This window comes from Embleya sp. AB8 (assembly GCF_049739465.1).
GTDB lineage: Bacteria > Actinomycetota > Actinomycetes > Streptomycetales > Streptomycetaceae > Embleya.
This window is the reverse complement of the sequence record NZ_JBMHHY010000038.1, coordinates 57,328-71,586: the sequence shown is the minus strand read 5'-3', so window position 1 is coordinate 71,586 and position 14,259 is coordinate 57,328. Positions and strand designations below refer to the sequence as shown.

The window sequence follows — 14,259 nt, the reverse complement described above, 5'->3', positions numbered from 1 at the left end:
CCGGGCGACCGATACCCGGCCGGGCCGACCGACATCCAGAGGGTCCGACACCGAATGCGGACACCCTCCCAGCCGGCCGTGTCCCCACCTGTACCGCACCCGGAGGGTAGTTTCCGTGCCGGCTGGAACGCTCTACCGCGGCCGGGAAGGCATGTGGTCCTGGGTGGCTCATCGAGTCACCGGCGTCCTCATCTTCTTCTTCCTGTTCGCGCACGTCCTCGACACCGCACTCGTTCGCGTATCGCCCGAGGCGTACGACCAGACGATCGAGATCTACAAGAACCCGTTCGTCAACCTGCTCGAGTACGGGCTCGTCGCGGCCATCCTGTTCCACGCACTCAATGGTCTGCGGATCATCGCGGTGGACTTCTGGGAGAAGGGCCCGCGCTACCAGAAGCAGATGTTGTGGGCGGTGCTCGGCGTGTGGCTGATCCTGATGGCCGCCAGCCTGCCGCGGATCCTGGAGCACTCGATCAAGACCGTCTTCGGGAGCTGAAGTGTCCGCAACCATCGAGAACGCACCCAAGATCCACGGCGGCGGTCCGTCGATCGAGTCCCCCCGCAGCAAGCGTTCGCCGCGCTCGACGAAGACCAACTTCGAGCTCTACAGCTGGCTGTTCATGCGGCTGTCCGGGATCCTCCTGGTCGTGCTGGTGCTCGGCCACCTGCTCATTCAGCTCGTCCTCGACGGCGGGGTCAGCCGGATCGGCTTCGCGTTCGTCGCCGGTCGCTGGGCGTCGCCGTTCTGGCAGTCGTGGGACCTGATCATGCTGTGGCTCGCCGAGCTGCACGGTGTCAACGGTCTGCGCACGATCATCAACGACTACGCGGAGCGGGACCAGACCCGGTTCTGGCTCAAGACGCTGCTCTACACGTCCGCGCTGATCGTGCTTTTCCTGGGGACATTGGTGATCTTCACCTTCGACCCGAACATCGGCAGCTGACCAGTACCCCGAGGACTGAACGAGCATCATGCAGACCCACAAGTACGACACCGTCATCGTCGGCGCGGGCGGCGCCGGCATGCGCGCGGCCCTGGAGTCGAGCAAGCGCAGCCGTACCGCCGTACTGACCAAGCTGTATCCCACGCGTTCGCACACCGGCGCCGCGCAGGGCGGCATGTGCGCCGCCCTCGCGAACGTCGAGGAGGACAACTGGGAGTGGCACACGTTCGACACGGTCAAGGGTGGTGACTACCTCACCGACCAGGACGCCGCGGAGATCATGTGCAAGGAGGCGATCGACGCCGTCCTGGACCTGGAGAAGATGGGTCTCCCCTTCTCCCGGACCCCCGAGGGCCGGATCGACCAGCGCCGCTTCGGCGGGCACACCCGCGACCACGGCAAGGCGGCGGTGCGTCGCTCCTGCTACGCGGCGGACCGCACCGGCCACATGATCCTGCAGACGCTGTTCCAGAACTGCGTCAAGCAGAACGTCGAGTTCTACAACGAGTTCTACGTCCTGGACCTGCTCCTGGCCGAGGACGAGGCCGGCAACAAGACCACCTCCGGCGTGGTCGCCTACGAGCTGGCCACCGGCGAGATCCACGTCTTCCAGGCCAAGTCGGTGATCTTCGCGACCGGCGGCTTCGGCAAGGTCTTCAAGACCACCTCCAACGCGCACACCCTCACCGGGGACGGCATGGGCATCGCGTGGCGTCGCGGACTGCCGCTGGAGGACATGGAGTTCTACCAGTTCCACCCGACCGGTCTCGCGGGCCTGGGCATCCTGCTCACCGAGGGCGCCCGCGGCGAGGGCGGCATCCTGCGCAACGCGGACGGCGAGCGCTTCATGGAGCGCTACGCGCCGACCATCAAGGACCTCGCGCCGCGCGACATCGTGGCCCGCTCGATGGTCCTGGAGGTGCTGGAGGGTCGCGGCGCGGGTCCGAACAAGGACTACGTCTACCTCGACCTGACCCACCTGCCGGCCGCGCAGATCGAGGAGAAGCTCCCCGACATCACCGAGTTCGCGCGCACCTACCTGGGCGTCGAGCCGACCACCGAGCTGGTCCCGGTGTACCCCACCGCGCACTACGCGATGGGCGGCATCCCGACCAACGTCGAGGCCGAGGTGCTCTCGGACAACACCACCGTGGTGCCCGGCCTGTATGCGGCCGGCGAGGTCGCGTGCGTGTCGGTGCACGGCTCCAACCGGCTCGGCACCAACTCGCTGCTCGACATCAACGTGTTCGGCCGCCGAGCGGGCATCGCCGCCGCCGAGTACGCCACTTCGCACGACTTCGTCGAGTTGCCGGAGGCTCCCGAGGCCACCGTGGTCGAGCTGATCGAGCGGCTGCGGGACAGTGCGGGCACCGAGCGGGTCGGCGCGATCCGCGCCGAGATGCAGGAGACGATGGACGCCAACGCCGGCGTCTACCGCACCGCGGAGACGCTCAAGCAGGCGCTCTCCGACATCAAGGGCCTGCAGAAGCGCTACCTGGACGTCTCCATCCAGGACAAGGGCAAGCGGTACAACACCGACCTGCTCGAGGCGATCGAGCTGGGCTTCCTGCTCGACCTGGCCGAGGTCCTGGTGGTCGGCGCGCAAAACCGCAAGGAGTCCCGCGGCGGGCACGCCCGCGAGGACTTCCAGGCACGCGACGACGAGAACTACATGAAGCACACGATGGCGTACCGCGAGGTCGACGCGAAGGGCGAGCACTCGATCCGCCTGGGCTACAAGCCGGTCGTGGTCACCCGCTACCAGCCGATGGAGCGTAAGTACTGATGACTGCCGTAGTGGAAGAGACCGCGCCCGGCACCGGGCACGGCAACACGGCCGCCGAGCGCGACCACACGCCGATCGTGATCACGCTGCGGATCCGCCGGTTCAACCCGGAGACGGACACCGAGCCGCACTGGCAGGACTTCCGGGTCGAGGCCGACCCGACCGAGCGCATCCTGACCGCGATGATGAAGATCAAGGCGGAGCAGGACGGTTCGCTGACCTTCCGCCGCTCGTGCGCGCACGGGATCTGCGGCTCGGACGCGATGCGGATCAACGGCCGCAACCGGCTGGCCTGCAAGACCCTGGTCAAGGACTTGGACATGTCCAAGCCGATCACGGTCGAGGCGATCAAGGGCCTGAAGCTGGAGAAGGACCTCGTCGTCGACATGGACCCGTTCATGCAGGCGTACAAGGATGTGATGCCGTTCCTGATCACGTCCGGCAACGAGCCGACGCGCGAGCGGCTGCAAAGTCCCGAGGACCGGGAACGGTTCGACGACACCACCAAGTGCATCCTGTGCGCGGCGTGCACCACGTCGTGCCCGGTGTTCTGGAGCGACGGGCAGTACTTCGGCCCGGCCGCGATCGTCAACGCACACCGGTTCATCTTCGACTCGCGGGACGAGGGCGCCGAGGAGCGCCTGGAGATCCTCAACGAGAAGGAGGGCGTGTGGCGTTGCCGGACGACCTTCAACTGCACCGACGCGTGCCCGCGTGGCATCGAGGTCACCAAGGCGATCCAGGAAGTGAAGCGCGCGCTGATCTTCCGCCGGGTGTGATCGATTGACCCGACGAGGGCCCGGAAACCGAGATCGGTTTCCGGGCCCTCGGCTGTTTCGGGCGGCGGCGGTGGGGGTTTCGGCCGGCGCCCCTCGACTAGCGCCCCTCGACCTCGCGGACGCGGGCGCCGTGGCGCAGCGTCGCGGCGCGCAGGGCGGTTTCGGCGTCCACGCCTTGGCGGGCCGCCAGTTCGGTGACGGCCAGGAGCAGGTCGCCGATTGCCTCGGGGCCGGTGTAGGCGTCCGGGTCGATGGCGGGCGGGAGGGCCGGGGTCGGTACGGTCAGGCCCGCCTTGGCCGTGCGGGACAGGTACTTGGCCGCCAGCGCCAGGGCGGGCTGGCCGAGCGCCACGCCGTCGAGCGCCGAGGCCCGGTCGCTCTTCTCGGCCGCCTTGAGCGTGTCCCAGTTGGCCTCGACCGCCTCCGGGGTGTCCGCCTCGACGTCGGCAAACACGTGTGGGTGACGGCTGATCAGCTTGGCCACGATGCCGCCGGCCACGTCGTCCACGGAGAACGGGTCGGCCTCGTCCTCCTCGGCCACCCGGGCGTGGAAGAACACCTGCATCAGCACGTCGCCCAGTTCCTCGCGCAGATGCTCGCGGTCGCCCGAGTCGATCGCGTCCACCAGTTCGTAGGTCTCCTCGACCAGATACCGCGCCAGCGACTCGTGGGTCTGCTTGGCGTCCCACGGGCAACCGCCCGGCGAGCGCAGCCGGTCCATGACCGCGACCAGGTCCAGGAGCCGCGCCCCCGGCAGGTCCCACGCGCCGGGCAGCAGTTCGATCTCCGGGATCGGCGCGCCGTCCTGCTCCCCGGCCGCCACCTGCCCGAGCGCCGGACCCAGGCCCGGGTCGTCGTCGGTCCCCGCGAGCCACACCACCAGCCCCGTGCGGGCCCGCTCGACCAGTGCGCGGGCGACCGCGCGCGGGCCGGCGTCGAGGCCGACCACCTCCACGTCGATGCCCGCCTCGCGCAGATACGGCAGTTGCGGGTGGTCGGCGTCGGCGGTCAGCACGCCCCCGGTCGGCGCGTCGGCCGCCGCGCGCAACGTCCGCCACGCGGGCCGGCTCAGCAGGCCGGGGGCGACCCGGTGCGTGGTGGCGAGCAGGACGAGGCGGTTGACGGGCACGGCGGGTGCGGAAGCAGACGAGTCACTCACCCGGCCAGCCTACGGTCCGACTCAGGCGCCGCCCCCCGCGCCGGTGGGCACCTCGACCAGGCCGGTGGCGGGCTGGGTGCCCGGGGCCAACCACGAGTAGGTCGCCGCGGTGGTGGTCAGCTTGGCCGAGTCCCACGTGCCGTACCTCGGGTTCACCTGGATCTTCATCGAGCTCGCCACATCGCCCAGATACTGGTTCAGCCGCGCCTGCGCGTCGGCCGAGCCCAGGTCGATCCCGCGCGCCTTGGCGATCTCCGGCTTGAGTGCCTCGGTCCGGACGAAGTCGTCCACCTCGCCGGGCAACACGCCGGTCTGCAGCAGCCGGTTCTGCAGTGCCTGCGGGCTGCCGAACCTGCCCTCCAGGGTGCGCCGGGCCTGGAGCACCTGGGTCGCGGTCACCGAGATGTGGTTGCGGCGGGCCGCCTCGTCGACCACCCGACGCTGGATCAGTTGCACCAACTCGGCCTGGTTGGCCTCCAGTTGGGCGCCGCTGCCGGCCAGCGGGAGATGCTGCGCGGTGAATGCCTGCTCCAGTTTGGCGACCTTGGCGTTCAGGGTCGAGATCTCGATCCGGTCCCCGCCGACCATGGCGGCGGCCCCGGCCTTGGATTCCGAACAGCCGGACAACGCCAGGCCGGTGACCAGTACCAGGCCCACCGCGACCACCCGGGCCCGGGAGGCGGCTCGCCGCGGGCGGTGCGCGGGATCGACAGGGACGGAACGCGACGTGCGACTCACACGAACTCCCGAGGCTCGATGGCGCTGTACGGCGGTACGACTGTCGGCCACGGCAGGCGTGCGACCCATGACCAACGATCAAAGATACGGGCGGGCACGCCCGAAGTCCGCAGATTCGCCAAGATCATCCGCACGCCGGCGGACCACCGGGCCCGAACCGACCCGCCGCCCGGGCCCGGGCCGACGCCTCGCGCCGGCCCGGGGGCGACCGGCTACTTGCCCGCCGCCGCCGCGATCGGCTCCAACAGGATCGCGTCCACCAGGTCCCGCGCCCAGGCGAGCAGCGCCACGTCGCGCAGCGGCTGACCGCCGATCCGGGCGGTCATCGGCTTGGGTACCAGGATCTGCTGGGTGGCCGTCTTGACCAGTGTCTTCGGATACAGCCGCTGGAGCCGCAACTGCTGCGACTCGCGCAGCTCGACCGGCCCGAACCGGACGAAGTTGCCCTGCAGGGTGACGTCGGCGACGCCCGCCTGCCGGACATGCGCCCGGAACCGGGCCACCGCCAGGAGGTTTTCCACCGGCTGCGGCAACGGCCCGTAGCGGTCCACCAGTTCGGCCCGCACCGCGTCGATGTCCGACTCGGAGGTGATCGCCGCGATCCGCCGATACGCCTCCAGGCGCAGCCGCTCGCCGGGCACGTAGTCGTGCGGGACGTGTGCGTCGATGGGCAGTTCGACCCGGATCTCCGGGATCTCCTCGGCGCCCTCGCCGCCCGCCGCGAGTTCCTTGTACTGGTTGACCGCCTCGCCCACCATGCGTACGTAGAGGTCGAATCCGACGCCCGCGATGTGCCCGGACTGCTCGCCGCCGAGCAGGTTGCCCGCGCCGCGGATCTCCAGGTCCTTCATCGCCACGAACATGCCCGCGCCCATCTCGGTGTGCTGGGCGATCGTGGCCAGCCGCTCGTGCGCGGTCTCGGTCAGCGGCTTCTCCGGCGGGTAGAGGAAGTAGGAGTACGCGCGTTCGCGCCCGCGCCCGACCCGGCCGCGCAGTTGGTGCAGCTGGGACAGGCCGAAGTTGTCGGCCCGCTCGACAATCAGCGTGTTGGCGTTGGAGATGTCGATGCCGGACTCCACGATCGTGGTGCAGACCAAAACGTCGAACTCCTTCTCCCAGAAGTCCACCACCACCTGTTCCAACGCGTTCTCGTGCATCTGGCCGTGTGCGATGGCCACCCGCGCCTCGGGCACCAGTTCACGGATCTTCGCCGCCGTACGGTCGATCGACTCGACCCGGTTGTGGATGTAGAAGACCTGTCCCTCGCGCAGCAGTTCGCGCCGGATCGCGGCGCCGATCTGCTTCTCCTCGTACGGTCCCACGAAGGTGAGCACCGGGTGCCGCTCCTCGGGCGGCGTGGTGATCGTGGACATCTCCCGGATGCCGGTGACCGCCATCTCCAGGGTGCGCGGGATCGGCGTCGCGGACATCGTCAACACGTCCACGTTGGCCCGCAGCTTCTTCAGCTGCTCCTTGTGCTCGACGCCGAAGCGCTGCTCCTCGTCGACGATGACCAGGCCCAGGTCCTTGAACTTCGTCTCGGCCGAGAACAGCCGGTGGGTGCCGATCACGATGTCGACCGAACCCTCGCGCAGCCCCTCCAGGACCGCCTTGGCCTCGGTCTCGGTCTGGAACCGGGACAACGACTTCACCACCACCGGGAACTGCGCGTAGCGCTCGGAGAAGGTGGAGAAGTGTTGCTGGACGAGCAGCGTGGTGGGCACCAGTACGGCCACCTGCTTGCCGTCCTGGACCGCCTTGAAGGCCGCCCGCACCGCGATCTCGGTCTTGCCGTAGCCGACGTCGCCGCAGATCAGCCGGTCCATCGGGATCGGCTTCTCCATGTCGCCCTTGACCTCCTCGATCGAGGAGAGCTGGTCGGGCGTCTCGATGTAGGGGAAGGCGTCCTCCAGCTCGCGCTGCCACGGGGTGTCCGGGCCGAAGGCGTGCCCCGGCGCGGCCATCCGGGCCGAGTAGAGCTTGATCAGGTCGCCGGCGATCTCCTTGATCGCCTTCTTCGCCTTGGCCTTGGTCTTGGCCCAGTCCGCCCCGCCGAGCCGGTGCAGCGACGGGCTCTCCCCGCCGACGTACTTGGTCACCTGCTCCAGCTGGTCGGTGGGCACGAACAGCCGGTCGCCGGGTTGGCCGCGCTTGGCCGGCGCGTATTCCAGGACCAGGTATTCGCGCTGGGCGCCCTGCACGGTGCGCTGGAGCATCTCCACGTAGCGGCCCACGCCGTGCGACTCGTGCACGACGAAGTCGCCGGGCTTGAGCTGGAGCGGGTCGACCATGTTGCGCCGCCGGCTGGGCAGCCGGCGCATGTCCTTGGTGGAGGTGCGCTGGCCGGAGACGTCCTCCTCGGTGAGCACCAGGATGCGCAGCGGCTCGGAGCTGAAGCCGTGGCCCAGGCAGCCGGTGGTCACGTGTACCAGGCCGGGATCCGGCACGGTGTCCAGGTCGGCGTCCAGGCGGGCCGCGACGCCCTCGCCGGAGAGCGTCTCGACGAACCGCGAGGCGGGCCCGTGGCCCTCGGTGACCAGTACCACGCGCCAGTCCTCGGCGAGCCGGCCCTTGATCTCGGCCAGCACCCGCTGGGCGTCGCCGCGATACGCCTCGGCCTCGACCGCGCCGATCTCGTTGCCGCACTCGTCGGCGTCCGCGCTGAACGGGCTGAGCGACCACCACGGCACGCCGATGTCGGCGGCGTGCTCGCGCACGTCGGCCAGGCTCCACAGGGAGGCCGCGCCCAGGTCGATCGGGCTCTCCCCGCCGCCCGCCGCGGCGGCCCACGAGGCGTCCAGGAACTCGCGGCTGGTGGCCACCAGGTCGGCCGAGCGGGTGCGCACCCGCTCGGGGTCGCAGACCAGCACATGGCTCCCGGCGGGCAGCACGTCCAGGAGCAGCTCCATGTCGTCCACCAGGGCCGGGGCGAGCGACTCCATGCCCTCGACCGCGATGCCCTCGGCGATCTTCCCGAGCATCTCGACCAGCCCGGGGTGCTCCACGAGCAGCTCGCGGGCCCGCTCGCGCACCTCGTCGGTGAGCAGCAGCTCCCGGCACGGCGGCGCCCACAACCCGTGTTCGGCGGTTTCCAGGGAGCGCTGGTCGGCCACCTTGAACCAGCGGATCTCCTCGACCTGATCGCCCCAGAACTCGACCCGGAGCGGGTGTTCCTCGGTCGGCGGGAAGACGTCCAGGATGCCGCCGCGCACCGCGAATTCACCGCGCTTCTCCACCAGGTCGACCCGGGAGTAGGCGGCTGCCGCGAGCTGCTCGACGACGGTGTCCAGCTCGATCTCCTGCCCGGCGGTCAGCGCCACCGGTTCCAGGTCGCCAAGGCCCTTGACCTGTGGCTGGAGCACGCTGCGGATCGGCGCGACGACCACCTTGAGCCTGCCGGTGCCCGAGTCGGCCGGGCCGCCGGAGGTCGGGTGGGCGAGTCTGCGCAGCACCGCGAGCCGGCGCCCGACGGTGTCCGAGCGCGGCGACAGGCGTTCGTGCGGGAGCGTCTCCCACGAGGGGTACTCCACCACGGAGTCCTCGGGCAGCAGCGACCCCAGCGCGGCGACCAGGTCCTCGCACTCGCGGGTGGTGGCGGTGACCGCGAGTACGGGTCGATCCGCGCGGGCGGCGATCGCGGCCACCACGAAGGGTCGCAACGCCGGTGGTCCGACGAGGTCGAGGGCGGTACCGCGGCCCTCGGACGCGGCCCGCACCGCCTCGGCGACGGCGGGGTCCTGGACGACGATGTCTAGCAGACCGGTCAGGCTCATGGGCCGGTTGGATCCTCCGCAACGCGAACGGCCCCGACCTTGGAAAAGGACCGGGGTTCCCGGACAACCCTACGCCCGAAGGGGTCGGTGTCGCCTGCGCCGAGCGTGCGCGACTGTGACCAGCACCGCCTACCCCTACCTCTTGGCAATGCGACGGATAGGGGGTCCAATGGCCTGCGAACACGAATCTGACGGGTCGTCGGATTCTCGACGGACCGTCGGGAGTCCCGGGCGGCGGCCGGACCAGGGGAGCGACGGACACGATGAGCAGCGCGCAGCAGAAGCTCTACATCGGCGGCGAATGGGTCGAGCCGGAGCGCGGTCACTACGAGGTGATCAACCCGGCGACCGAGGAGGTCGTGGGCCTGGCGCCGGACGCGTCGGTGGAGCAGGCGCACGCGGCCACGGCGGCGGCCGCCGAGGCGTTCGGAACGTGGTCGCGAACCGCCCCCGAGGAACGCTCCCGGATCCTGGACCGGGCCGCGGACCTGTTCCTCAAGCTCGGCGGCGAGGTGGTCCCGCTGGCCTCCGCCGAGACCGGCGCCACGCTCGCGGTGGCGGGCATGATGCAGCTGGGCACCACCTACTCGCGGTTCAAGCGCTACGCCAAGGGCGCCCTGGAGCCGACCGAGTTCGCGCTCAACCCCCAGGCCACCCCGGAGACCGCGCTGAGCCGGGCGGGCATCTTCGGCGCCGTGGAGGTCCGTCAGCCGGTCGGCGTGGTCACCTGCATCACGTCGTACAACAACCCGCTGGCGAACACCGCGGGCAAGGTCGCGCCGGCCCTGGCGATGGGCAACACGGTCGTGGTCAAGCCCGCGCCGCAGGACCCGCTGGCGGTGTACCGGATGGCCGAGGCGCTGGCCGAGGCCGGGCTGCCGGCCGGCGTGCTGAACATCGTCACCGGTTCGGGCGTGGACGTGTCCGAGGCGACCGTGGACTCGCCGCACGTGGACATGATCAGCTTCACCGGCTCGACGCTGATCGGCGCCCGGATCGCCCAGGTGGCGAGCCGGACCTTCAAGCGCCAGCTGATGGAGCTGGGCGGCAAGGGCGCGTGCATCGTGCTCGACGACGCGGACCTGGACGCGGCGGTGCACGGCATCGGCACCGTGTGGAGCTTCTACGCGGGCCAGATCTGCACCGCGCCCACCCGGGTGATCGCCCAGCGCGGCATCTACGACCGGCTGGTGGAGCGACTCGCCGAGCATGCGAAGGGCCTCAAGGTGGGCAGCCCGCTGGACCCGGCCACCCAGGTCACCCCGGTGATCTCCGCGGTGCAGCGCGGCCGGGTGGAGGCGCTGATCGCCCGGGGCCGCGAGGAGGGCGCCCGCCTGGTGGTCGGCGGCGAGCGGCCCGACTTCGCGAAGGGTTTCTACGTGGCGCCGACGTTGTTCGCCGACGCGACCAACGAGATGACCATCGCGCGCGAGGAGTTCTTCGGCCCGGTGGTCACGGTGATCCCGTTCGACGGGGACGAGGAGGAGGCGATCCGGCTCGCCAACGACTCCGACTACGGGCTGATCTCCTACGTCTTCTCCGGCGACACCACACGCGCCTACGCGGTGGCCCGGCGGCTGCGCTCCGGCGGGGTCGGGGTGAACACCGTGGGCCGCAACATGGAGGCCCCGTTCGGCGGCTTCAAGCAGTCCGGCATCGGCCGTGACGGCGGCTCCTACGGGCTGGCCGCCTACAGCGAGATCCAGAGCATCGTCTGGCCCAGCGTCTGACCGTCGGGCGAGCGGGCACCGGCCGCCGACCACTGGCGGTCGACCCGCCCGCCATGGAGCGCTCGCCCCCGCCTGCTCACCGGCGACCGCTCCCCACCGACCGCGGACGACCCCGGGATCCTTCCCCGGGGTCGTCCGCATGTCCGCGTGCGCGACACACGGCTGTACCCGCCCGCTCCACCCGTTGCGTTCACCTCGATGGCTGCGGGATCAGAGGCCCCGGGCGGCCCGGTCCGGCCCCGCGACCCCCGCCCGGGATGGTGACCGAGATTTGGTGGATCGGCTGCGGTTTCGAGACGGGCTTCCCCCAAGTCCCCGACGGAGGCCGCGTCCCGGCGCAGCGCCCCCGAGCCGGGCCACCTGCGGTGATCGACGCGCGAAGCGCGGAGAGCGGCGGAGCCGCAAAGTTTGAGCGGGGTGGCCCGGAGCGAAGCGGAGGGACACCCCGCTCCGAGCGAGGTGCCGCTTTTTGCGGGGGAGCGAAGCGGAGGAGCAAAAAGCGGTATCTCGCGAGCCGGCGGCGAAGCCGCCCAACAAGAGCAACACTGCACCCGCGACTCCGGCCCCGGCGCCTCGCCGCGCGCACGACTCCGGTCCCCGTGGCTCGCTGCGCCCGCGACTCCGGCCCCGGTACTCACCGCGCGCACGACTCCGGTCCCGGTACCTCGCCGCACCCGCGACACCGGCCCCGCTGCCTCGCACCCGCGACTCCCGCCCCGGCGCCTCACTACGCGCGCGACTCCCGCCCCAGTGCCCCGCCCCACCCCCGACTCCGCTCCCGGCACCTCACTCCACCCCGACCCCGGCCCCGGCGCCCCGCCCCCACACCACCCACCCCACCCAAACCCCCACCCCCACCGCCCCTTTCCCCATAGCCTGATCCCCGGTCCGCGGCGCCAGGTCGTGGGCTCGTCAGGGGGGATTGCTCGCGATGTCGAGTGCGCAGCCGCAACGTCTGGTCCGGGCCTGGTCGGTGCGCGCGGGAGCGGCCCGTTCGCAGGTGGCGGCCGGGGCGCGGGCGCGACGGTGGTTGTGGTTTCGCGAGGCGTTCCCGGACATCGAGCGGTTGCGGGTGGTGGACCTGGGCGGCTCGGCCGAGTTCTGGTGGCACGCGCCGGTCCGGCCCGCCCGGGTGCGCGTGGTCGCGGCGGCCGACCGATCCGCCGAACTCGCCTCGTGGCTGGTCCACGAGGCGGCCGATCCGCTTGCCTGGTCCGGGAGTTGCGACCTGGTGGTGTGCGACGGCCTGCTCGACCGGTTGGCCGCGCCGAGCAGCCGGGCCCGGCTGGCCGACGTGGTGCACGCGTCGGCCGAGCGGTTCTGGCTGCGCGCATCCGCCCGCGTGCACCCGCTCGATCCGCAGACCTCGCTGCCCGCGCTGCATCTGCTGCCCGATCGACTCCGGTCGCGGATCGGCGGATCGGCGCCGCGGGTGTATCCGGTCCGACGCGCGGAACTGGCATCGCGGTTTCCCGGCGCGGTGCTGCGCGGCGAACGCGAGGCCGGGCTCATCGCGTCCTGGGTGGTGGCCAAACCACGTGCCGATCACGTGCCGGGCCGCACCTGACGTTGCATCACCAACCGCTCGGGGGTGGGCGGTTGCACGAGGAGGGGGATTCTCGGATGCGTGTTGTCATCGCCGGTCAGGGCTATGTGGGGCTGCCGCTGGCGGTCCGGGCCGCGCAGGTGGGCCACGACGTGGTCGGCTACGACGTCGACCAGGGGCGGGTCAAGCGGTTGGCGGCGGGCGAGTCCTACGTCGAGGACATCCCGTCGGCACAGCTGCGGGCGATCCTGGACGCGGGCAGCTACCGCGCCACCGCCGAGCCGCGCGATCTGGGCGGCTACGACATCGCGGTGATCACCGTACCCACGCCGCTGCGCGAGGGTGTACCGGATCTGAGCTACATCGAGGAGTGCGCGCGCACCCTCGCCCGCTACCTGCGCCCGGGCGCCTGCGTGGTGCTCGAATCGACCACCTACCCGGGCACCACGGAGGAGTTGGTCGGCCCGATCCTGGCGGAGGGCTCCGGACTGACCGCGGGCCGCGACTTCCACCTGGGCTACAGCCCGGAGCGGATCGACCCGGGCAACCCGACCTGGAACCTGGTGAACACGCCGAAGGTGGTCTCGGGCGTGGACGCCGCGTCGCTCGCGGTGGTGGAGGGCTTCTACGGTTCGCTGATCGAGCGGGTGGTGCCGGTCTCCTCGCCCAAGGAGGCCGAGTTGGTCAAGTTGATCGAGAACACCTTCCGACACGTGAACATCGCGCTCGTCAACGAGGTCGCGATGTTCGCCCACGACCTGGGCATCGACGTGTGGGAGGCGATCGACGCGTGCTCGACCAAGCCGTTCGGGTTCCTGCGCTTCACCCCGGGCCCCGGCGTCGGCGGGCACTGCCTGCCGATCGACCCGTCGTACCTGTCCTGGCGGGTGCAGCGCGCGCTGGGCCAGAACTTCCGCTTCGTGGAGCTCGCCAACGACGTCAACAACCACATGCCGGACTACGTGATCCGCCGACTCACCGCCGCGTTCAACACCCGGCGCCGCTCGGTCAACGGCTCGCGCGTCCTGCTGGTGGGACTCGCGTACAAGAAGAACACCGGCGACGCCCGGGAGTCGCCGTCGGCGCATGTGGCCCGGCTGCTGCTGAACCTGGGCGCCGAGGTCACCGCCGCCGATCCGCATGTGGAGACCTCCCAGGTGGTGGACGCCCGGCTGCACCGGGTGGAGTTGACCGCGCAGACCGTGGCCGAGGCCGACGCGGTGGTGCTGCTCGTGGACCACGACGACGTGGACCTGGACCTGCTGCGCACCGCGGACTATGTGCTCGACTGCCGACGGGTGCTCGGCGCCGGGCCCAACATCGAGGTGTTGTAGGCCCGTTGCGGGCCGGCGCGCGGCGGCCGTGGGGGTCGGCCGCCGCGCGCCGCGCGGCCCGCTACCTGTATTCGACGATCTTCGTCTTGTGCCCGGTGGCCTTCGTGTGCGCCTTGGCCGCCACCTGCGCCGCGTCCTTCGAACGGTACCGCTGACGGGCTCCGTCGGCCTTCGACGGACAACCGCTCTCCTGGCAGACCCATCCCCAAGTGCTCATGGACAACCTCCAGACATCGCAGGCGCCATTCGAGTCCCGACCGAGGAACACGAATGACTTGGACGGGCACACCGCAGCACTTGTGACCGCCGCACGACCGACACTCGACACGCCATGACACGCTCGTGACGGAACCCGGACGTTCCGGAGAAAAACGTTTTCCTTTTGAATGCCTAACGCGTCGCTACCGACATACAAAGGATGCGATACCGCGATCAATGCTCTTTTCTGTCAATTAGGGCATAAGAGTTGC

At 70.6% G+C, this 14,259-nt stretch carries 11 protein-coding genes; 7 read left to right on the top strand and 4 right to left on the bottom strand.

What is annotated here, in order from left to right; all coding sequences use genetic code 11:
- The first annotated feature begins 115 nt into the window (after positions 1-115).
- The 4 genes from sdhC to ABIA38_RS40015 are packed head-to-tail and all read left to right on the top strand — an operon-like array spanning position 116 to position 3,509.
- On the top strand, positions 116-496 hold the full coding sequence (gene sdhC / locus ABIA38_RS40030; protein WP_424643901.1) for a succinate dehydrogenase, cytochrome b556 subunit: 381 nt from the start codon (positions 116-118) through the stop codon (positions 494-496).
- Position 497: 1 nt separating this feature from the next.
- Positions 498-944 carry a succinate dehydrogenase hydrophobic membrane anchor subunit gene (locus tag ABIA38_RS40025; RefSeq protein ID WP_424643900.1) on the top strand — a complete coding sequence of 149 codons (447 nt, stop codon included), beginning with the start codon at positions 498-500 and terminating at the stop codon, positions 942-944.
- A gap of 28 nt (positions 945-972) precedes the next feature.
- Complete coding sequence (sdhA, locus tag ABIA38_RS40020) at positions 973-2,730, top strand: succinate dehydrogenase flavoprotein subunit (protein WP_424643899.1); 1,758 nt, start codon at positions 973-975, stop codon at positions 2,728-2,730.
- The gene (locus ABIA38_RS40015; RefSeq protein ID WP_424643915.1) at positions 2,727-3,509 is read left to right on the top strand and encodes a succinate dehydrogenase iron-sulfur subunit; all 783 of its coding nucleotides are present in this window, start codon (positions 2,727-2,729) and stop codon (positions 3,507-3,509) included. The genes sdhA and ABIA38_RS40015 overlap by 4 nt, the downstream gene beginning before the upstream one ends.
- A 97-nt stretch (positions 3,510-3,606) precedes the next feature.
- Here the strand turns inward: ABIA38_RS40015 and ABIA38_RS40010 are convergent, their stop codons facing one another.
- The 3 genes from ABIA38_RS40010 to mfd form a co-directional block, all read right to left on the bottom strand.
- Complete coding sequence (locus ABIA38_RS40010; RefSeq protein ID WP_424643898.1) at positions 3,607-4,668, bottom strand: MazG family protein; 1,062 nt, start codon at positions 4,666-4,668, stop codon at positions 3,607-3,609.
- 21 nt (positions 4,669-4,689) lie between these two features.
- On the bottom strand, positions 4,690-5,406 hold the full coding sequence (locus ABIA38_RS40005) for a SurA N-terminal domain-containing protein (RefSeq protein WP_424643897.1): 717 nt from the start codon (positions 5,404-5,406) through the stop codon (positions 4,690-4,692).
- A gap of 212 nt (positions 5,407-5,618) precedes the next feature.
- Positions 5,619-9,179: a transcription-repair coupling factor gene (mfd, locus tag ABIA38_RS40000; RefSeq protein ID WP_424643896.1), complete on the bottom strand. Its 3,561-nt coding sequence runs from the start codon at positions 9,177-9,179 to the stop codon at positions 5,619-5,621.
- 263 nt (positions 9,180-9,442) lie between these two features.
- Between mfd and ABIA38_RS39995 the strand changes: the two genes are divergently transcribed.
- The 3 genes from ABIA38_RS39995 to ABIA38_RS39985 all read left to right on the top strand — a co-directional run bounded on the left by ABIA38_RS39995 (position 9,443) and on the right by ABIA38_RS39985 (position 13,789).
- Positions 9,443-10,909 (top strand): aldehyde dehydrogenase family protein, encoded by a 1,467-nt coding sequence (locus tag ABIA38_RS39995; RefSeq protein WP_424643895.1) that lies wholly within the window; start codon positions 9,443-9,445, stop codon positions 10,907-10,909.
- Positions 10,910-11,840: 931 nt separating this feature from the next.
- Positions 11,841-12,476 carry a hypothetical protein gene (locus tag ABIA38_RS39990; protein ID WP_424643894.1) on the top strand — a complete coding sequence of 212 codons (636 nt, stop codon included), beginning with the start codon at positions 11,841-11,843 and terminating at the stop codon, positions 12,474-12,476.
- A gap of 56 nt (positions 12,477-12,532) precedes the next feature.
- Entirely contained in the window at positions 12,533-13,789 is a 1,257-nt protein-coding gene (locus tag ABIA38_RS39985) for a nucleotide sugar dehydrogenase (protein ID WP_424643893.1), read from the top strand.
- 61 nt (positions 13,790-13,850) lie between these two features.
- Here ABIA38_RS39985 and ABIA38_RS39980 read toward each other — a convergent pair whose 3' ends face one another.
- Positions 13,851-14,006 carry a hypothetical protein gene (locus ABIA38_RS39980; RefSeq protein WP_424643892.1) on the bottom strand — a complete coding sequence of 52 codons (156 nt, stop codon included), beginning with the start codon at positions 14,004-14,006 and terminating at the stop codon, positions 13,851-13,853.
- Positions 14,007-14,259: the final 253 nt, after the last annotated feature.

Bases quoted from the DNA above. Each gene is read 5' to 3' on its own strand.
- sdhA (WP_424643899.1), top strand. From the start codon at position 973: ATGCAGACCCACAAGTACGACACCGTCATCGTCGGCGCGGGCGGCGCC.
- mfd (WP_424643896.1), bottom strand. From the start codon at position 9,179: ATGAGCCTGACCGGTCTGCTAGACATCGTCGTCCAGGACCCCGCCGTC.
- ABIA38_RS39995 (WP_424643895.1), top strand. From the start codon at position 9,443: ATGAGCAGCGCGCAGCAGAAGCTCTACATCGGCGGCGAATGGGTCGAG.
- ABIA38_RS39990 (WP_424643894.1), top strand. From the start codon at position 11,841: ATGTCGAGTGCGCAGCCGCAACGTCTGGTCCGGGCCTGGTCGGTGCGC.
- ABIA38_RS39985 (WP_424643893.1), top strand. From the start codon at position 12,533: ATGCGTGTTGTCATCGCCGGTCAGGGCTATGTGGGGCTGCCGCTGGCG.
- ABIA38_RS39980 (WP_424643892.1), bottom strand. From the start codon at position 14,006: ATGAGCACTTGGGGATGGGTCTGCCAGGAGAGCGGTTGTCCGTCGAAG.